The 20730-nt window shown below is 39.8% G+C and carries 18 protein-coding genes; 8 read left to right on the top strand and 10 right to left on the bottom strand.

Annotated elements, in window-relative coordinates; all coding sequences use genetic code 11:
- The first annotated feature begins 713 nt into the window (after positions 1-713).
- Positions 714-1157: a methylglyoxal synthase gene (locus L6773_RS11400; protein WP_369431568.1), complete on the top strand. Its 444-nt coding sequence runs from the start codon at positions 714-716 to the stop codon at positions 1155-1157.
- Positions 1158-2286: 1129 nt separating this feature from the next.
- On the opposite strand, the gene L6773_RS11405 is transcribed toward L6773_RS11400, so the two are convergent.
- From L6773_RS11405 to L6773_RS11435, 7 genes are all read right to left on the bottom strand, one after another.
- Positions 2287-4476: a peptidase domain-containing ABC transporter gene (locus tag L6773_RS11405; protein WP_237854547.1), complete on the bottom strand. Its 2190-nt coding sequence runs from the start codon at positions 4474-4476 to the stop codon at positions 2287-2289.
- Positions 4463-5869, bottom strand: coding sequence for a glycosyltransferase (locus L6773_RS11410; protein WP_237854548.1), 1407 nt, complete (start codon positions 5867-5869; stop codon positions 4463-4465). Before L6773_RS11410 ends, L6773_RS11405 begins: the two co-directional genes overlap by 14 nt.
- Before the next feature lie 10 nt (positions 5870-5879).
- Positions 5880-6404: a TlpA family protein disulfide reductase gene (locus L6773_RS11415; RefSeq protein ID WP_237854549.1), complete on the bottom strand. Its 525-nt coding sequence runs from the start codon at positions 6402-6404 to the stop codon at positions 5880-5882.
- A gap of 2 nt (positions 6405-6406) precedes the next feature.
- Positions 6407-7075, bottom strand: a complete 669-nt coding sequence (locus tag L6773_RS11420) for a hypothetical protein (RefSeq protein WP_237854550.1) — start codon at positions 7073-7075, stop codon at positions 6407-6409.
- A gap of 68 nt (positions 7076-7143) precedes the next feature.
- Complete coding sequence (locus L6773_RS11425; protein WP_237854551.1) at positions 7144-7926, bottom strand: ABC transporter ATP-binding protein; 783 nt, start codon at positions 7924-7926, stop codon at positions 7144-7146.
- A gap of 1484 nt (positions 7927-9410) precedes the next feature.
- A complete protein-coding gene (locus L6773_RS11430) occupies positions 9411-9698 on the bottom strand; it encodes a hypothetical protein (RefSeq protein WP_237854552.1) in 288 nt (95 codons plus the stop codon).
- Positions 9699-9710: 12 nt separating this feature from the next.
- Positions 9711-10151: a helix-turn-helix domain-containing protein gene (locus L6773_RS11435; RefSeq protein WP_237854553.1), complete on the bottom strand. Its 441-nt coding sequence runs from the start codon at positions 10149-10151 to the stop codon at positions 9711-9713.
- A gap of 190 nt (positions 10152-10341) precedes the next feature.
- Here L6773_RS11435 and L6773_RS11440 point away from each other — a divergent pair, with 190 nt between their 5' ends.
- Positions 10342-10785, top strand: coding sequence for a methylglyoxal synthase (locus L6773_RS11440; protein WP_237854554.1), 444 nt, complete (start codon positions 10342-10344; stop codon positions 10783-10785).
- A gap of 114 nt (positions 10786-10899) precedes the next feature.
- Here the strand turns inward: L6773_RS11440 and L6773_RS11445 are convergent, their stop codons facing one another.
- The 3 genes from L6773_RS11445 to L6773_RS21485 all read right to left on the bottom strand — a co-directional run bounded on the left by L6773_RS11445 (position 10900) and on the right by L6773_RS21485 (position 12011).
- A complete protein-coding gene (locus tag L6773_RS11445) occupies positions 10900-11223 on the bottom strand; it encodes a type II toxin-antitoxin system RelE/ParE family toxin (protein ID WP_237854555.1) in 324 nt (107 codons plus the stop codon).
- Positions 11171-11422, bottom strand: coding sequence for a ribbon-helix-helix domain-containing protein (locus tag L6773_RS11450; RefSeq protein WP_237854556.1), 252 nt, complete (start codon positions 11420-11422; stop codon positions 11171-11173). Before L6773_RS11450 ends, L6773_RS11445 begins: the two co-directional genes overlap by 53 nt.
- A 454-nt stretch (positions 11423-11876) precedes the next feature.
- Complete coding sequence (locus L6773_RS21485; protein WP_255727745.1) at positions 11877-12011, bottom strand: hypothetical protein; 135 nt, start codon at positions 12009-12011, stop codon at positions 11877-11879.
- Positions 12012-12461: 450 nt separating this feature from the next.
- Between L6773_RS21485 and L6773_RS11455 the strand changes: the two genes are divergently transcribed.
- The 6 genes from L6773_RS11455 to L6773_RS11480 all read left to right on the top strand — a co-directional run bounded on the left by L6773_RS11455 (position 12462) and on the right by L6773_RS11480 (position 20674).
- Positions 12462-14246 (top strand): GspE/PulE family protein, encoded by a 1785-nt coding sequence (locus L6773_RS11455; protein WP_237854557.1) that lies wholly within the window; start codon positions 12462-12464, stop codon positions 14244-14246.
- 280 nt (positions 14247-14526) lie between these two features.
- On the top strand, positions 14527-15033 hold the full coding sequence (locus L6773_RS11460; protein WP_237854558.1) for a cyclic nucleotide-binding domain-containing protein: 507 nt from the start codon (positions 14527-14529) through the stop codon (positions 15031-15033).
- A 4-nt stretch (positions 15034-15037) separates the two neighbouring features.
- Complete coding sequence (locus L6773_RS11465; protein ID WP_237854559.1) at positions 15038-16261, top strand: type IV pilus twitching motility protein PilT; 1224 nt, start codon at positions 15038-15040, stop codon at positions 16259-16261.
- Between the two features lie 12 nt (positions 16262-16273).
- Positions 16274-18535, top strand: coding sequence for an SPOR domain-containing protein (locus tag L6773_RS11470; RefSeq protein ID WP_237854560.1), 2262 nt, complete (start codon positions 16274-16276; stop codon positions 18533-18535).
- Positions 18536-18538: 3 nt separating this feature from the next.
- The gene (locus L6773_RS11475) at positions 18539-19408 is read left to right on the top strand and encodes a hypothetical protein (RefSeq protein ID WP_237854561.1); all 870 of its coding nucleotides are present in this window, start codon (positions 18539-18541) and stop codon (positions 19406-19408) included.
- Positions 19409-19420: 12 nt separating this feature from the next.
- Positions 19421-20674, top strand: a complete 1254-nt coding sequence (locus tag L6773_RS11480) for a type II secretion system protein GspD (protein WP_237854562.1) — start codon at positions 19421-19423, stop codon at positions 20672-20674.
- The last annotated feature ends 56 nt before the right edge of the window (positions 20675-20730 follow it).

Here is a 20730-nt window from a genome sequence, read left to right on the forward strand (position 1 = left end):
TATCAATTTCTGTGGTTTTTCAAGTCAGGAAAGATACTGTTTAATGCAGAAAATCCCGAAATGAGATTAATCGATTCTACACTTCTTAACATTGCTGTCCAAAACGTTTCTAAAGTTGGAAAGAATCTTTGTTTTTTGAATACATGGTCAGATTTGGCGTAATTTTCAAAATTCAACCTCTGCTTGAACAAACCGGGAACTGTCTCAGGCTTTTCCCCAAGGGATACCTTTGGTGCAGCCTGGCGGCAGGAATTGGTTCTTCCACCCAGGGCGAGGCCCCGGGCTGTGATGTTTCAGGCTGAAAGCCTGTTACAATGTAGCTTGGGGCAACGCCCCAAGTCTACATGCGGAATCCTGCAAACAGGCTGAAAGCCTGAGACAGACTCTACGTCTTCTGATTTCAAAATAAATGTTTTGGACAGTTATGACTTCTTAATAAGGTAAGCCCCAAAATCAAAAAAAACCTTTTTCTCATAATATCTGAAGCACAAGCGAGACGCTTGCGCTATCCTTCAGCACTTCGATTTTATACCAGTCAGATTTTGCAATCCATTATCTAATTTTAGGCCTACGAAATTGTCCAAAATAATTTTGTGATTTTGAGCTCAAGTGACCTTACTTACTGAAACGCTTTTGAATTTCAAACTTCTCACAAACAAAATATTCCGATGGCTAAAAAACCACATCCAAGTATTGCATCCCACACCGCCACAATGAAAGAGAAAAAACGAATCGGGCTTGTTGCTCACGATTATCGAAAACGAGATCTGATCGACTGGGTCGATTACAATAGCGGCACTCTGAAAGACCACGAGCTTTACGGAACCGGAACAACGGGCGGTTTAATTGAGGAGAAATTGGGCCTCAAAGTCCACCGCTTTATGAGCGGCCCGCTGGGCGGTGACCTTCAGCTCGGCGCCACAATTGCCGATGGCGATCTGGATATTCTGATCTTCTTCTGGGATCCGCTCCAGGCGCAACCCCACGATGTGGACGTGAAAGCCCTGCTCAGAATCTGTATCGTTTACAACATTCCGCTTGCGTGCAACCGGTCATCTGCCGACTTCCTGATCTCCTCCGAACTGCTGGATAAACCATATGAACGTTTTCTTGTGGATTATGGGGAAAGGTTAAGGAATTTGAAGGTGGAGGAGTGAGTTGGGTTGTAAGATGCAAGATGCCGGGTACTTGCAATTCTAACCTCGCCGTTTGTTAAGATTATAATTTTAGATGTAGGATACAGTATGGATATTCTCGCGTTCTTTCAATGGCATTGAATGGAGGTTAGCCTCCAAAATTTGGACTACGTATTGATGAATTCGTATCAGACTTTTTTTGCCTGATTACTTCACTTATAGTTGACCACCCTGACGCAATTGCTCATTTTATTCGGCCAGCATATTCTCTTATGTATGCTCGGTAAAACCCCGTTTTTCGGTGGTAACGAGTTTGGCGCGGATCCATTCAATATCTTCCAGAGATTGGTATCTCTCCTGAGTTATCTCATCCTTTATTTTATCACGTATCTCTTTTGTTTTCGCCCGAAAGATGAGTTTACCCTTATTAATAATGAGTACAAAAATTAATTTGTGCCTGTATTATTTTTGTACTGGCGATAGTAATTGTAGGCAAGAAGAGCAAAAAAAAGAAAGGAAAATAAATATGTATAAAAACCTATATCAAACATAAAATATAATAGGTTAACTACTACTATTGAAATAGTACTAACTACAGTTATAAATAAATAAATGTTTTTTCTTTTCATATATCTATCTAAAGTCTAATTATCATTTTAAATGCCTGTAACGGGTTTTTTTTACCTGATTACATAACTTATGTTTAACTCTTCTGTCACAATGACGTCCCTCAATTTTTGTGAAAAAAATACATATGGAACAAAATTTTAAAAACAATAAATGATACATACGAGACTGACCTTCCCAAACCTTATCGTTCCAGCTTCATTTTTTTCACCCGTTGTTCTTCGTTGTATCTATGTAGAAAAAAACCACAAGGACTGCCGAAATTGCTGCAACAAAAACAAACAACTAAATCACGCCTTTTGGCTCAAGGAGTTCAAAACTATAAAAAATCAAAGCACAAAAGTTCAAGAGACAGATGATAGAGGCCCAGGGAAAGATTCGTCGTTTTGTATTGTGAATCACTTTGGGATTGTTTGGATAATATGAATGCAAACTCGTTTTCTGAGTATTCAATAAGTAGTTAGAGAAGAGGCTACAGTTACAAATAGAAGTGTATATCAAAAAAAGATACTATAATAGTTAGTTATGTGTACTCGGTTATATATCTATACCCTCTTGCATAGTAGTTATCATTGGATATCAAATTTTCATGGGTTCCAGAATCATGAATTGAGCCATTTTGAAGGATATAAATCTTATCTGTTTGTTTGGCAAGACTGATTCGATGAGTAACCAAGAGCAATCCAATTTGATTCTTTTTTGCATATCCTTTTAAGATGTTAAGTACTTCCCTTTCTGTATCAAAGTCTATTGCCGAAGTCGATTCATCCAACATAAGAAATGAAGGTTCTTTATACAGGGCTCTGGCTATAGTAACTAATTGCTTTTGTCCTCCTGAAAGATGTTGTCCGTCTTCACCACAAATGGTAAGATATCCTTGAGGAAGATTATCAAGATAAGTGCCAAGACCTGTTTTTTTCAAAAACTGTACGCATCTTTCCGGTTCATTAGGGTCATTACTCAGACAAATATTATCCAACACAGTCGTATTAAAAATTTTTTCGGACTGTGATACAACCCCTAATGCTGAGCGCCATTCAGTTATATCCCATTTGCTTATTTTTCGACCGTTAAGTTTAATGTATCCTTGTTCGGGTTGATAAAAACCCTGCATGATATCCACAAGGGTACTTTTCCCGCTTCCTACCTTACCAAACAATGTCACTGCTTCTCCCGTTGTTAACCTGAATTGTATGTTTTTTAAAAGCGGACTTCGGCCTGGAAAACGAAACACCAGGTTCTCTATAGAAAGAACTTCTTTAGATTTCGTTTGAACCATCAAACCATTTGGGGATTCTGGGTTATACTCTTTCTCCAACGATGAAATTTCAAACAGACGGTTAAATGCGACTTTAGCTTCCTGAATTTGGATGTTTGCAACCATCAAGCCGGCAAGGGAGGGAATTATAGATCCAGCCATCGTTAGTATGGCCATGAGTTCTCCAAGCAACAGCTTTTCCTGCATTACATAATAAACACCTAAACTGAAAAAAAGTGAAATGAAAATTGCCACTAATAGTTGTGTAATAAATCCATATTTATTGCCCAATATGGCAAGATCGTATCCTTTAGTTTGATAAATGTCGTAGACAGAGTGGATCCGGTCTTTAAAGATTTCTTCTTTATTAAATGATTTTATACTTGAAATACCGGAAATCGAATCAATATACTGTGTTTCGTTCCCCGAATGAGCCGCCATCACTTCTTTTTGATTATCAAGAATTTTTGGATGGTAATACCAGGCCGCCAGGAAAAAAAAGAGCATGCTTGATACAGACAACAATCCTAATTCGACTGACAATATAAATATGTAAATCGATGAGACGATAACTACCAACAGATTGATAAGGATGTCACCCGTGATTAAGGCAACTGTATTTTTTATCCGCATCGAGTCGTTCATTCTGGCTATGAGATCGCCAGTGCTGTATCCTTTAAAATATGTCATCGGGAGGTATATAATTTTTTCAATAAAAGACTTCACTACTCGAACATTTAAATCTTTACCTTGTCGAGCCATAAAAATACCTCTTATGTAACTGATAAAAGCTTTTGCAATGAGCAGGATTGCCAATGCAAGAGTACCAATAAATATTTTCTCTGTTTCATTGTTAGGTAGGAAGTCATCGATCAATTTTTGTGTAAAAACAGCCATTGACAACCCCAGTATTGCTATCACTATTCCCATTACACCCGCTATGGTCAAGATCGGAATGTCATCACGGATTAATGACTTGAACCATTTGAACTGGCTTTGAGAAGTACTTTTAGCGGTTTTGAATGTTTTGCCTGGTGATAAACTAAGGAGTGTCTTAGATTGCCATATCGCCAGCAACTCATCTTCACTATATTCAACAATACCCCATCCCGGATCACCGATAACAAATTTGCCATCTTCAAACCCATAGTTCACGACAAAGTGTTCCCTTTTTTCATCCTGTATTACATGGAGGATGACGGGATGGTTCAAATCTTTCAGGTTCTCCATATCCGCTTCATAGCCGGTTGCATCAAAACCAATTTGTTCGGCTGCCTGATAGAGTCCCAGTAGTGAAGTTCCGTTTAAGGTCGTGCCGCTAATCTCCCTGAGCCGCTCCTGTGAAACGTGACCGCCATAGTATTTTGTCAACGCGCTTAAACACGCCAGTCCGCATGCATATTCCCCTAACTGCTGAACATGAATTTTCTTTAAATCTTTTTTAGTGTATTTCATAATGCGCTTTCAAGTTGCCTGTTCTCTTGCCAGTTAGTTGAAATATTAGTTCAAGAATTTTCTTTTCTTCTGTACGATTCGACTCTCTAATCTTTTGTTTCATCCTGCGAAGCGATCTTCTGAACCGTTCCATCCCATCTAAAACAGATCCAATCTTCCGGGAAACAGATCGCGGCGAAGCCGTTCTAATATTCCCGGTTACCCCAAGATTGTGAAATGCAACCCTGGCACCATTTCCCGGTTGATCTGCTTTTTTATTCATTGGATAGACAATCATTGGAACTTCGGCATCAATACACTCTCTGATGGAATTCAGGCCTCCGGCAGTGATCATGATATCCACATTCTCTAACAACTGTTTTTGCGGAACCAATGAAAATATCCTCAGGTTTTCCGGCGTATCTGACAAATCATTAATATCAAAATGCTCACCGATTGAGAGAATAAATTCAATAGCGGGATGATTTTTTGCTGTTATGATGATTTTTCTGAAAAATTTCCTACATATTTTTTCCCGGATCTGAGTTAAAGTTCCCAGAGAACAGTAAATCAACATTTTGTCTTGCCCAAGGTTTTTCTGTTCTTGAACTTTTTTTAATAAATCAAGCAGGCGCCTGTCTTCAATTTTCTCAAATGAACTATTCTCGTGCTTTCCAAAATAGAACACCTCTGTATTCATCATGGATCGGGGAAAGTCAAACGCCTTCGGTGAGGTAGAAATCATAGGCAGTTCGCGAATCCCTACTCCAAAACAGCGTTCTTTTTGAATGGTGAGTTCCGAATCAGGACAAAGACTCCGGAGAACGCTAAGATCTGTTTGACCAAGAGTCAGTACATTATTTTTTAGTTTCTTGAGTGTCCGGCCAACCATGTTTTTTTTCCAAAGCCATTCTGTAAAACTGTGAGATAGCTTATTATTCGTGGGAATATGTTTTGATTGAAATGGAGGCACTCCCTTTGATTTTAAAGGAGGAAGCATTGTTTGAACTGCTATGATCGGAATTTGATACTTAGAATAATAGAATGCTTTCTGAGCATAGTGATCATCAAGCAGAATCAAATCGGGCTTTACAGAATCTATCATCCGATCATAATCTGATGCCGTTTTCTTGAATTTTTTTTGGATTCTCTTGAATCTTGAACCACCAATGTTCTCCATTATAAATTTTAAGCGGCCTTTTTCCTCAATTTCAATTCTTGCGGTAGTAAATAAAAATGATGGTATGATATAGTAATCAAATCCTTCGTTTCTAATTATATTCCTGAAATTCTGGAGTCCTGAAAACCAGATATGCCCCCCCCGGGGAGCGAGGAACCGTGCAAGTGTAATACATGCATTTATATGCCCCGTTGCCGGAAATGGGTCAATCAGTATGGTACTTTTAACGTTCATGAACTCCTTCTCAATTATCTTTTCGAATCGTAGAAAAGAGAAGTTCAGCCTTTGTTTCCCCCCTGAATAACTGAACCAATTCTCCATCCCCGTTATATAAATAAGTAGAAGGAACGCCCATTATCCCGTAGAATTCCTTTACTCTCTTCTTTACATCTCTCAAAAAAATGAACTCTGTATTCTCAATAATCTTTAAATCATTTCTAAACTTTTCAATCTCTTTTCGGCTTTCATCTGAGATAAGAATTATTTCAGCGCTTCTTTGAAGTTGAGTGTGTTTTGAAATATCTGTGATTTCATTTCTGCAATACTCGCACGCCGTATTGAAATAAGTAAACAGAATGGGACCGTCCGAATAAAATTCAAGAGTGGATACTGGCTCTCCTTCAAGTGTTTCCACCTCCAGATCAGGCCAGTTGGAAATTTTTTCTATTCTGTTTTCACGTTCAAGAAGTTGGTTGGCAATCAAAACCCCCAATAGTAAAATAGCTGTAACAACCCCGCCAACGATCCATTTTAAAACTGTTTTTTTCATGGTTAGCTGATTTGAAGGGTTAAAAAAGTGACGAGAACCAACCACAGAAGTAACCCGGTTCCATAAGAAGGCAGTACAATGTTGAGGCTCTCGATGAAGTTGGGCTTCCACTGCCTGGACAGAAGCCAGGAGATAATCAAAATGTAGAAAACTTCGAATAGGTTGAGAGTTTGAAGCGGATAATGAAGCCAGAGGACTACGTTTTCTACACCATAAATACTGATTACAGATAATGGGAAGTAATTCAATGATTTTTCAATAGTTAAAGCATCCAGATGCCGAGACAGATTGATGAGATACAATATCTGGGCGAGAATGAAAACAACCTCAGCCAACAAGACTGCTTTAAAAAAAGTTTTAAACTTAATCTCAAGAGAAGAAAGAACAGTACCTATAGTTATACAAAGAGCAGGAAAGGATATTTTTAAAAATAGAGTAACAGGTATAAATACATAGTTTAACCAACCGTAACGCTCACGCATATTTAATACCGCTTCAATAGTTTGATCAGAAAAACTGCGAATATATACTTCATCTCCCAGAATAAATTGATCCGATATGTAGGCCAACACCAAATAGATTGCGGTTATACTTACAAAAAGCACTGAAATTGGAATATTATCATAAGCGTAGCTGTCTGTCTCATAATCAGGCTGGAAGTCTTTTTTCATGAATATTTTGAAAATCATACGTGTTGTACCTCTATTTAAAACTAATTAGCCGAATATGACTTAAACACTCATAACCACGACAAACTTGAAGCGGGTTTATCGTCTTCATCTGAAACAACATCAATAAATATCTCTTCCAGGGATTGGTATCGTTCCTGACTTACCTCATCCTTTATTTTGATACGGATCTCCTCTGTTTTGGTCTGAAAGACAAGCTTTCCCTTGTGAATAATAGCTACCTCATCACAAAATTTTTCTACCGTGTCAAGATTATGTGAACTTAAAACCACGGTAACGCCTCTGTCCGCCATCAAACGTAATGTATCTTTAATCTGTTTGGCCGAAGTCGGGTCAATTCCTTCCAAAGGTTCATCCAAAATAAGCAGTTTGGGTTGATGAATAAGTGCTGCCGCCAACGACACTTTTTTCTTCATACCATTCGAATAGGTTTCAATTTGTGATGTTGCACGCCCTTTGAGATCAAAAAAGGTAAGCAATTCATTTACTCGTTCCTTAATATCGGTCGACTTTAACTCATAAAGTGCTCCACAAAAATGAAGGTATTCGGTTGCTGTTAGTTTTTCCAGGTAATGAGGATCTTCAAGAACAAATCCAATATCTTTTTTATGTATATAATCATCATGTTCTATTGTTTTCCCGAAAATTTTTGCAATTCCCTCGGACCTTTTCACAACTCCCGCCAGGATATTTATAATCGTCGATTTCCCAGCACCATTTGGTCCCAATAAACCGAAAACAGTGGAGTGTGGAATTGTCATTGACACACCATCCAATGCAACATGGTTGCCCATATACACTTTTTTTAGATCAACCAGTTCAATTATGCTCATCTTTCTATCAGATTACAATGTTGAATGTTAAATTTCTTAATTACCGTCGGCAACACATAAGAATACCACAATCCAAAAGTCGTAATAGAGAATAAGAGGCAGAAGAGCAAGCTGTCAAACCATAGGTAAAATAAAACATAAGGTATGGTAGCAAAGGGAATCGTTAAGAACATCAAGAGATAGAGCGAAGCATTATTCTCCACAGTTGGTTCCCCTCTTGGAATGATACTGATCCTAGTACCCAAGATCATAAACACCGGTATTGATGTAACTAACAAAAGAACCGCACCCTTATATTCTCCTAAGGTGTTCTCAAAGAAAAAAGAACTTCCAAACAACAAGAGTGACGGGACAGTAATCATAACGAGTATCCAAACGATGCATTTGGAAAAGAATATTGCACGGATACTCCAGGGAGCCAGACAATAATTTATAAACTCCCTTTTTCCGCTGAACACATCTCCGAGAGTAGGTCCTAAAAAGCTGCACCCGAACACAATTACCAATGGTATATTAAAAAATTGTTGATGTTTATAGATAATTGAAAGCAACATCCCAACAGCTAAACCTATGCCTGTGAGCATAAAAAGCAGACTCATATAACGAATCATTATACTGAACTGGGTTTTGATATGAATCCACATTACCACGGAATTTTTTTTTAATGATTAGAAGACGACCATGCCAGAAGTGCCAGAACAGAAGCTAAACTAACAAATAAATAAATTATATTAGTCCAAACAATCTGTATATCGTGCATTAATAACCCGAAAAGCCCGTTTCCCACAAAGCTTATAATCGGGAGCTTCGTAAAAATAAACTCTGATTCGGTTAAGACTGCCACGAGTATAATACCGATGAATATAAAACCGAGGTTCGTAATATTTTTTCGGTAACGGTATAGCCACTTTCCGGCCACCCAATGAATAGCAAGGGTAAAAGCAATAAGATTAGCCCAAAGTAAAATCCAAAAAAATGGGCTAAAAGCCGCTGCTATGTACAGAGAGTGAAATACAAAAAAAAGTGAACTCACAAGGATGACCGTCGCAAACGTAAATGATTTAATATCTAATACAAGCAAAAGTGAATGAAATTTCAAAAATTTCCATCGGCTTATCGGAAACACCCTCAAATGTCTCGGTTCAATCAACGCCTTACTCTGAAATTTCAACAGAGTAGCTAATACGTCGGTCATTACAAGTAGGTATGCCAACAGATTGAAAACGATACGCGTCTCTTTCGGACTTCTTTCCGCTACCAAATTCAATGAACCTCCTAAACCGACAAAGAAGAGACAGCTCCCCGCAATCCAAATACTATAGAACCACTCACTTTGCCGGATCCGACTGATGAGCTTTTCGTTTGTTTGGTAGAGAATTTTCAGGATTTTCAAAAAATCTTTTTTGAGTATTTATACTTATCTTAAAAAAAAAATGATGGTTACCATGTAAGTAATTTATTTCTACATGGTAACCATACATTCCTTACAGGCATTCATATCCTATAGCTAGACCAGCGCCATATCCGCCTGCAGCAAATCCGATAGCAACCCCCCAGCCGACAGGTCCTGAAAGCGCCGCGACACCACCTAAGAGAGCAATAGTAGCAGCGTGCGCTCCTAAGCAACCAATTAAATCTCCACCTTCTATCTGTTCCATTTTTTCTAAACTTAAAGTTCTCATATCAATCCTCCTTATTTGGTTAATGTTTAGACCACCCACCAAATCTTTTGATGAATGCTTACAAACAAAAAAATTATTGCTATTCACCATAGCAAGTAAAACCTATCCCCAATTTCGGTTTTTTTCTCGCCAATTCAGGTATTCATAGAAGCCAAACAGTTTTTTCCATTCTAACCAAGTAAAACTTACATCAGGCTCTTCAGTCAAAAGATACTCTCTTAATTCGCTGAATGTAGTGTTGTAATGTCTACTCAAGAACTTATACAAAGCATCACTTGTTTCACCTACACCCGATTCAAAAGCTACTGTTAAACTGGTTACCTCAGCTCCGTTTTTTATGATTAGGAACACGATGATCTCGAAGCGCACTTCTCGTAAAATAATTTTGGGTGGTTTGTCATATGTAGTCTTCATCTCCTTCTTTAACCAACTCTGTGACACATTTGCTGCTTTTGCCCATTCTTTCACATACCGAATCGATTCTATTTCATGAATTAAAATCCGAACCACTTTTTCAGCTTTGTTTCCATTCTTTCTATTCATACTTTTAAAATATTTCTCGCTTCTGTATTTATTCTCTTCATGCATAGTATTCTGTTCTTGTTGCACCTATACTCTACTCTGTATGAACCGGAATTTTCAAATTCCTTACATTTTTTTCAGAAAACCTATCATTTTTCCAAAAAAATCCAGTAAAAAACCTCATCCAAGTATTGCATCCCACACCGCTACAATGAAAGAGAAAAAACGAATCGGGCTGGTGGCCCACGATTACCGAAAACGAGATCTGATCGACTGGGTTGATTACAATAGCGGCACTCTGAAAGACCACAAGCTCTACGGAACCGGAACAACCGGTGGTTTAATTGAGGAAAAATTGGGCCTCAAAGTCTACCGCTTTATGAGCGGACCGCTGGGCGGTGATCTTCAGCTCGGCGCCACAATTGCCGATGGCGATCTGGATATCCTGATCTTTTTCTGGGATCCGCTCCAGGCGCAACCCCACGATGTGGACGTAAAAGCCCTGCTCAGAATCTGTATCGTTTACAATATTCCGCTTGCGTGCAACCGGTCATCTGCCGACTTCCTGATCTCCTCCGAACTGCTGGATAAACCCTATGAGCGTTTTCTTGTGGATTATGGGGAAAGGTTAAGGAATTTGAAGACTGAGGAGTGAAGCGGGTTGCCGCCGTTCAAAGTTTAAGGTTTTCAGGTTTAAAGTTGCGCATCTTGTTGAGAGACAGCCTGATCAAAGTAAACCACGAACACAAGGCTGCTAATATCAATTTTTCTAAATTTGATTCATATCCTGGCGACCGATTATTGCCATGATCTCGACGGTTTCATTTTTTACCCGGTAATAAATACCATCCACCCCGCAAACACACCGTCGATATCCTTCACGGATATAATCGACTTTCGGGTAACGGTCAGGATAGCGGGAAATGATCTCAAACTGCTCAAAAAAATCAAGCAGGTATCTATCCGCCTGCTCTTCTCCAAAATTTCGAACTCCGTATTGATGGATTCGAATCAGATCTTCTTTTGCCTGATTGCTTAACTTATAGCTGGCCATCCCGGCGTAATTGCTGCTTCGATTCGGCCAGGATTTCATCACGGGTTTCTCCGGTGAATCCCCCCCTCTCTGCAGCGATTAGTTTAGAGCGGATCCATTCTACCTCTTCCTCCCGGTTCCGTGCTCTTCGAACCAAATCGTTAACAAGCTCACTTTTACTTTTATACTCCATCTTGTCAACCTGGGCCTTTAACCACTCATCGTTAGGTTTGGTAAATGTTATACTTTGTCTTGTCATTACTCCTCCTCTATTTTGATGCAAAAATACACCAAACCTGCATCATGGACAAGATTAATAACAAAAACTGACCCATCCATGCCCAATCTCTAATCTATTCTAATTCCGGTTTTATCTTTACGCCTGTAGTTCCTTTCTGTATATATGTAGATCAAAAATCAGGGCGCCGGCGAAAACCGCTGCAAAAGATACAAACATATCCTTCACGGTTTTAATACTAAGAAGCTCTGAGCTATATAAAATCAGGGGCCAAGTTTAAAGCACCGACAATAAATTCCCCAACAAAGATTCGTTGCTTTGTGTTTAGCATGATGATGTCATTGTATTGTGTGATCTCCTTTTCTTAATTAATCGAAATTTTCGAAATCCTTACAGTTTTTCCGGGATTATAATCACTCTGATGATAAAGTGAATGTAATTTGGGTAAAGTCATGCCTGTTTTGGTAGTCAGCCTTTAACCGCGTACATAATAGTTCTCATTGGATATCAATTCGTCAAGACTCCCGGAATCACGAATGGAGCTATTTTCAAGGATATAAATCTTATCTGTTTGTTTGGCAAGACTGATTCGATGAGTAACAAAGAGCAATCCAATTTGATTCTTTTTTGCCCGTTAAGTTTCCGGCATCATCGTCCCAAAATCTTCCTGACTCATCTGTTCTCGGCACGAATTACGTACATCTTTACTGAAAATAAATCCAGCCTCAATACCACCTATGTCGTCACCAAACAATTATGCTTTTTTAGAAACCTTATGTCTTATACACGCTATGGGCCTAATATTTTCAGGTAGCTATCGTTTCGTAATTCAAGACACAGCGGACGAAATAAACAACCGCCAGATCTGGAATATTCTTCTATCCAACGAGATCCGTCTTTTGCAGCTCTTACCCCGGGTTTGACAAGTAGAATGCACCGGTATAAATTGGTATTAAAAACGTCTATATTGGGTTTAATTATTTATTAGCTATATTTAATTATCTACATGCTATGCTCTAATCTTTATATTTCGTGATTCTTGAGCAAACCTGATTCTACAATGGATACGGCTAAAAAGAATACATTTTTTGTACGAAAACGCCTGGGTGAAGCCCTTGTTGAAAATGGTATCATTACCCATGAGCAGCTTGAGAAAGCTATAAATACCCATCAGGAAGAACCGGCTTCCATTCGGCGGCGTCTCAGTACAATTATCATAGAAGATTTTGATGCCGACCGCCATGAAGTAATGAAGACCATCTCCCGTCTTTATGCCTTCCGGGAAGTATTGCCAAATGGTTCACCCTCCAAGAAGATGATCGGGAATATTCGCAGCATGTTGGATGAAATTCCCGACGATGTTGTGGATGAGATGATCTACCGGAAAACCGTTCCGTTTAAGGCAGATAAGGATTTGATCATACTGGCTTCTGCTGATCCGACCGATCCCCAGATCTCTATATTGGCTTCAGAACTTCCGTACAAACTCTATGAACTGACCTACTGCAAGCAGGAAACTGTAGACTTGATCATTAATAAGGTTTATGATCAAAAGAATGAGTTCCTCCGAATCCTGGATGATATTGAGTTCGAAGAACCTGAAATCACCGAAGAGGATCTGGATGAAGAGGAGCTGGATAAAGAGATCAATAAAAGTATGCTTAACTCCCTTGTGGAGGGTATGCTTGTTGAAGCGGTTCGAAAAGGTGCGAGTGATATCCATATCATACCCGGGAAAGAAAATGTGACGGATATTCTTTTCAGAATGGACGGGCGGCTCCAGGTTTGGCATTCACAGCCCAACGTAAAACCGGAAGCCCTATCGGCAGTTGTGAAAGATAAAACCATGAATGTGGATCGTTTTGAGAGGGATTCAACCCAAGACGGGTATATACAACGGCGTATTGATGCCACCAATATTCGTTTCCGGGTCTCAATCATGCCGATGGTCGGTGAAGAGTTTGAGCGAAAACTTGAGTCTGTGGTAATAAGGGTTCTGGATGACAGGAAAGTCATTACAGATCTTGACGAGCTTGGCCTGCAGGAGAAAGCGTATGCAGATTTTAATAAGGCGATTAACCAGCCGTCCGGAATTGTGATTATTACGGGGCCTACCGGATCAGGTAAATCAACCACGTTGGTGGCTGCGTTGCACTCCGTGATGAGCCCCGAGTTTAATGTATTAACCATTGAGGAACCGGTAGAATACCTGATCAAAGGTGCACGACAGTTAAAGATTTCCGAGAGTATGACGTTCGATAATGCCATGCGGGGAATTTTGAGACATGACCCTGATATTGTACTGGTCGGTGAGATTCGAGACCTGAAAACTGCTGAAATTGCCATCAAACTTGCAAATACGGGGCACCTGACCTTCTCCACACTTCACACGAATGATGCACCCAGTGCCGTATCCAGGCTCTTTAAGATGGGCGTAGAACCTTTTCTAATTGCAAATGCTATTAACCTGGTGATGGCCCAGCGATTGGTGCGAAAGTTATGTAAGCATTGCAAAGAACAATACGATAAAGAGGAGATCAGGCAGCCGGCCAAAAACCTTGGTTTTAGCGAAGATGAAATTGAGGAAATAACATTTTACAAACCGGTGGGGTGTGAGAAGTGCAACCAGGGGTACGATGGCCGAATCGCTATCATGGAGGCGCTCTATTTTGATGACGAAGTAAAAAGAATGATTTTTGATGCAGGAGATGAGATCGATGAAGATGCCCTGCGTAAATATGCTATTAAAAATGGCATGCTGACGCTTAGAGCATCGGGACGGAAACGAATTAAAAATGGTATTACTACAATAGAGGAAGTAATGGCCATCACATTGGAAGATTAACACAAACCACTTCTAAGAACATTCTGGTAAAGCTAAACTGAACAGAGTATATTTAAGCTTTATTTATTAAAATTTATTAATATTCAATTATTCTTATATCTTAATTAAAGGAACAATACCGTATCAGCGAGAGTCCATGAACAGTTCATTTTCTTTATTATATGATGAACGGTTCTTTAATTTTTTATTGATACTGTGATATTCCTCAAATCTCTGGGTACAATTTTTTAACAAAAGAGAATACACAGTTAATTTTTACACGAATTAATTGATTGGCCAAATGGATAGTCGAAAAAAAGACTTACTGCATCACCCGAGGGTACAGCAAGTGCTGGATTCATCTCCTCTTCTTTTGCGAAAATTTCCGCCGGAAGATTACCGGGAATTTTTGTTATGTGGATCACTGGAAGAATACAACGCCGGTGAAACTATTGTTTCAGAGAAAGAACATTTTGTAAATGACGGATGGTTAGTTGTTGATGGCAGCGTATCGCTTTTTAAAGAGGACGTATATATTGCAAAATTGCATCCCGGTGATTTTATTGGAGAAACATTTTTATTTAAAAACAGGGCGCCTTCAGGCACATTGATCGCCACCCGGCCAACAGCGGTTATACGTCTAAAACGGGAAGATGTACTCAAATTCTTTGAAAGCAGGCCGGATCGCCTGTTTAAAATGTTTATCATGAACTTAATTGACCTGCAGAACCAAAAACTCATTTACGCCGGCAAGAAGCTGCTATATATTCAGAGAAAATTAGCTTATCAAACCAACGAAGATAACTAAGGGTATGACTACGATTGTGGATGACGATATTCAGACACTATTCGATAAAACCCTCTCGGGTGTTCCTGATGAATTACGTGGGGTAGATCTAATTCAATACCTCGTAAACACTCTATATGAACTCTCTTCGGCCGAGAGAAACGTGATGCGGGATCATATAGAGGAATATCTAGACCGAATGCAGAAGATGGAAGCATCTGATATTGATTTGGGAGGAGATGGCTGCTTTGGAAAAGTTTGGTATCGGATTCATGGTACAAAAAAACCATGGGAAAAGAGTCAGCAGTATACTTTACTTGAGACGAATATATTAATACTTAACTTATTGAGTGACGAGCAGATGGAGCATCTACTCGTAAACAGAAGTATCGACTTTTCATACTCTCTGTCTACAAACCGGGATCGCAGGTATCGTGCTACCGTCTATTTTGATATGGATAACCTGGCGATGAATATGCGCCAGATCAATAATGAAATTCGTCCATTTAAAGGGTTAAATTTACACCCGGAAGTTGCACGATATTTAAGTTTAAAATATCTTAAATATGGTTTAACCTTAGTAACCGGGATCACAGGTTCGGGTAAATCAACAACACTTGATACCATCATTGATGCGAATAACCGCTCGGTTAGAGGACATATTGTAATTGTTGCGTCACCCATTGAGTTGGTTCACAAACCTCAAAAATGTATCATTAGACACAGGGAAGTTGGAAGGGATGTAGAGTCATTCAGGGATGGAATCGTTCAAGCGATGCGGCAGGATCCTGATATTGTCGTTATTGGTGAGTTAAGAGACGATGTTGCAATCAGAAATGCGTTGGAAGTTACAGACTCGGGACATAAAGTGTTTTCTACGCTGCACACGGCTTCGGCTATGGAAAGTATAGACAGAATTATCGGTGAGACGCCACTCAATGAACAGGAACGGGTTCGTGTTCGTCTTGCCGACGTTTTAACGTGTGTTATCAGCCAGAAGCTTGTCAATACACTTGAGGGGACAAGAGTACTTGCCAAAGAGGTACTTGTAGCTACTCCACCGGTTCGAGCTGCTATCCGGAACGATAACGTGTCTGAAATATACCAAATGCTGAACGAGGGAAGCCAGTATGGAATGCATACACTCGAACAGGATTTGGTGCGACTGGTGAAACAGCGAATTATCAGCACTGATGAAGCGATCAATCAAGCGAATAATAAAACCCGAATTAAACAACTTTTAAAATAACCAAGCTCCGCATTGGCTAAGAAAGAATATATTGGACTTACATATGAAGAGAACAGGCTTCGTATGGCTCGTCTTCGAACTACCAAAAACGGCCTTGAACTTGTAGAAGTCGATACAGTCGACCTTCCGCACCCCATCACCACTGTTTCTGATTCCGGGCTCGGTGACCTGGATTTTTCTGAAGATTACGAAGAGATCTTTGAAATGGATGACCCTACATCTTCGGAGACGGTTACAGGTTTTGAAGATTTAGACGAAACAGAAGAATCTTCCCGGGAAGAAACCGACACTTCCGACCTGGAAGAAAGCTTCGATATGACCAAGACGGAGGATGAGGCGGATATCGAGCGGGAGAATGAACAACTGCTCGCGGACTATCTCACACAATACGGCAAGCGAAAAGTACGTATTGGAACTCATATACCCTTCGGGCGCACCACATTCCAGGTACTGAAAAATGTGGATCCCGGTTCCATGAAAAAGAATGAACGTCTTGAGTTCTTTCGTGAAAAACTGCAAACAACCCCAGATGAAGAGATAAATCCTGACCAATATTCCTGGGTTCAGCTTGACGACAAGACCTGCTTGCTCGCCCATTATGCCGACGATAACAGCTTCCTGAACCTGATTGAGCTATCCGAAACATATCTCAATAAGAAAGTATTAATCCAGGAACGACTACCCGATGAAGCTATTTGGGCAGGCCTTGCCCGCGTAAACTATACGTTGGGGACTGACGACATCACAGGACTAATTGCTATTGGTACCCATTCAAGCCGTATTATTTTTATGAAGGGAGAACAGATTGTGAACGTTATTCCAATTATCACTGATGGTGAAGAGTCAAATGATGTACTGAACACCATATTCAGTAAAATTCTCTTTGAAATTGATAAAGGGGATCTTCCGAAAATTACGCGTTTACTTCTTGTCCGAAGTGCAAAGTTAAGTGAAAAGGCCAAGAGATATTTTGACCAGCAGTTTGAGGACGTTGATGTTGATTATCTCACACTTGACAGTAAACACCTGAATTATACCGATGAAATTTTAGACTCGCCGGTTTATTTACAGCCCTATTTAACATCAATTGGTGCAGCTTGGGCAGCCAGTAAAATTCATGAAAAGGAGTACTCAGACCTCTCCTTACTCCCTGAATATATTCGGGAAAAGCAGAGGGTATTAAAACTGGAATGGCATGGAATTGCAATATTAATACTCATCGCTTTAACGCCCCTCTACCTAAATTATCTTTACCAGGCCAAATCAAGCCAGCTCACCGATTTACAGCAGGAAATTCAGATTTTGGACAATCAAATTGAAGAACTTCGGCCAACGGCAACTATGACTGAAGATCTGATGAGTGAAATTTCTATCCTGAATGCCGAAAATGAACGCTTGTTGGAGCTTGCGCAGTATAATCAACAATGGTCGGAAACTTTTAGAATTTTAAACGAAGGAATTGCTGATATCCCTAATGTTTGGTTGGAAAATCTCTCAACTGCAGATAATAACAGCTTAAACTTTAATGGATATTCCATGAATCGCTCACAAATTCCTGAGTTTGCATCGATCTTTACTGATGCGAATATCCAACAAGTTTCTCAAACTGAAATGAGAGGGGCTACGGTCTATTCTTTTGGGATGCGTGTGAACAATATCAGACAGGATATTGAACCATTCCTGCAGGAGATGCCTGAACAAAGCTTTGATACTGAACAAGGATCAGAGGTAGAAATCAATTTCTCCTCGAATGAACTCTCCGAAGATATGCCAGCGGAAGAGATAGCTGCACCCGTATCAGAATCTCAATCATCAGCAATGAGCAGCTCCTCTCAAAGCCCGGAAATTGAACAAACTGAGGTTAGTGAAATCGCAGAATCTGAACCTATGGGTTCTGGTATAGAACCCAATGGTGACGATAATGAACAAACTGACAATAACCCAGCATCTTTTAAGGAACCCCCCATTATAAACAGCCGTTCACAGTCTTCTTTCGGTCTCATGGGGCCTGAAAATCAGATGCTTGAGGGAGCGTACACCATTGTCTTGCACTCCATAACAGATGAGCAGCGCGCAGGCCGGGAGGTTGAAATTCTAGAGGAAGAAGGCTATAAGGCTACACTATGGGACGTGGTTCTTGAAGACAACAAAAGATGGTGGCGTATAGGCGTCGGTCAATTTCAAACTGTCTCAGCAGCTCTTGAAGCGGTGCAGGAGTTACCCCGGGCCTACAGGGAGCGTAATTTTATCATACGGATCCGGGAGGGGCGGTAATAGATGAAATACAGCATTCGAAATACAATTATCCTGTTGTTAACACTCATTATTATGGTCGGAGGTGGTTGGCTCTATATCCACAACCGGTTTGATGAAGAGATCGCCACAACACAAACAACACTAAATGAAAAAAGGGCAGAACTTGAGGAGGTTCAAAATCTGGCAAATCAATTTTCTTCAGCCCAAGCAAATTATAATGAGGTGATTTTTACTCGCATGAATCACCCTAAAGAACTCTTTGCCTCGCATAGCTCGAGTAATCTTTATGACTACCTGCAAGAAATTAATGAAGATATTTCGTTTACTGAATTGAATTATTCTTTTTCCGATTCGGTACTAAATGAAGATCATGGGGTTATAAATGCAACTCTTAACGGAGAAGGTAACTATAGTAATCTTACTAATTTTCTCTACAGGATTGAATATAGCCGGCCGATTATTCAGATTCGAGCTTTGCAATTAAACAATATTGAAGAACTGGAAAGTCTGAACAGGGTTACTTTTGAAATTAATCTCAGTGCCTATTACAGAAGAGGAAATTGGACAAGTTACCGGGCAGAACTCAATACATCCTCACCACTCGGCAGTATACAGTATAACCCATATTATCCACTTATCAGACCGATACCGCCAAATGAAGAAAATTTACCGAATGTTGAAGCAAGCCGTTTGATTGCATTGACCGGCAGAACTGCCCATATCATTGATCAGACAGGTGTACTAAAAAGACTTACTATAGGAGATCGGGTTTACTTAGGAAGACTTAGTAATATCAACCTGGATGCCCGGGAAGTAATTTTTCAATTAAATCGAGGGGGTATTGCTGATACAGTTACCCTCACATTTTCTCAATCACAAGACAATTCTTAGAAATTTCCCAACATGAAAAAACTAAAACTACTTTCCGTTTTCATACTCGTGTTAGGTTTTCAAATGGCGGTTGGCCAGGATCGTATGCCGGTAAGGGAATATACAAATCCGGACGAATTGGTTGTTCTCTCGCAAGATGTTTCATTTAACCAGGCTATGACCATTCTCGAGGAACTCTCTATTGAGTTCAAAGATAAAATTTTTGTCAATCAAACTGAATACGATGGGCCTATTGGAGTAGAAATTCCGCAAATGCACTGGGAAGATGCTTTAAATAGAATAGCTGAATATAATAATATGTATGTCACGGAATATCCCAAGTACTATGAGATACAGAGTATTCCCATGGATCAACAACAGGGACAAACAGGTGACGGTGATGAAGAAGAAGAACAAGAAGTTCAAGTGAACTTTGGCTCAAGGGAGATTAAGATTTCTGCAACGTTTTTTCAAGGTGACCGAAATTTTGTTCGTGAGCTGGGAATTGACTGGTCTACTGTTAGAAATGGCGAGGTAAGTGTAGAAACTGCAACAGCAGTGGATGTTCAACGCGAACTTTTTGATGTAGAAATCAATTGGAGTGATATCTTTTCCACCGGAACTTGGGAGATAACATCACTTTTCAGGGCACTTGAGGAGAGTGGAAATGGAGAAGTATTGTCCTCTCCCTCCATTAAAGTACTTGATGGTCGGACTGGAAATATCCAGGTCGGGCAGGATTTTTCAATAAAGCAGCGTGACTTTGCCGGAAATATTACGGACGAATTTTTTAGTACGGGTACGATTTTAAACGTTACTCCTAATATTTACTATAATGAAGAGGGAGCACCGTTTATTTATATGACGGTAGAAACAGAACGCAGTACTGCACAACCAGATCCTGTCAGTACAATCGTGAACAAACAAGAAGCAACTACCGAAGTTTTGATGTTAAGCGGGGAAAGCACTGTAATAGCCGGACTCTATGAAACAGAGGTTACCACAACTCGCAGAGGAGTTCCCATATTGAAAGATCTGCCTGGATGGTTTCTCGGCCTGAAATATCTCTTTGGCTATAACTCAACAGAACATACTGTACAAGAACTTGTTGTTCTGCTAAAGGTGGAGCTTATTCCAACTCTTGAAGAGCGCTTAAACAGCGATGATGGATACAGAGGACGACCGGAGCTATTGGATGAACAAAGAAGAGAATTCAAAGAAGAGATTGAACAAATGCAAAGTCAACAATCCCTTGATGAATCTATGAATAGTGGGGTGGAGAACTGATCTTTTTGGACTCTCAGGACTAATCATTTATGAGCAAAATCAGGAATAAAGTTTAC

This window comes from Rhodohalobacter sulfatireducens (assembly GCF_022012475.1).
GTDB classification, from domain to species: domain Bacteria; phylum Bacteroidota; class Rhodothermia; order Balneolales; family Balneolaceae; genus Rhodohalobacter; species Rhodohalobacter sulfatireducens.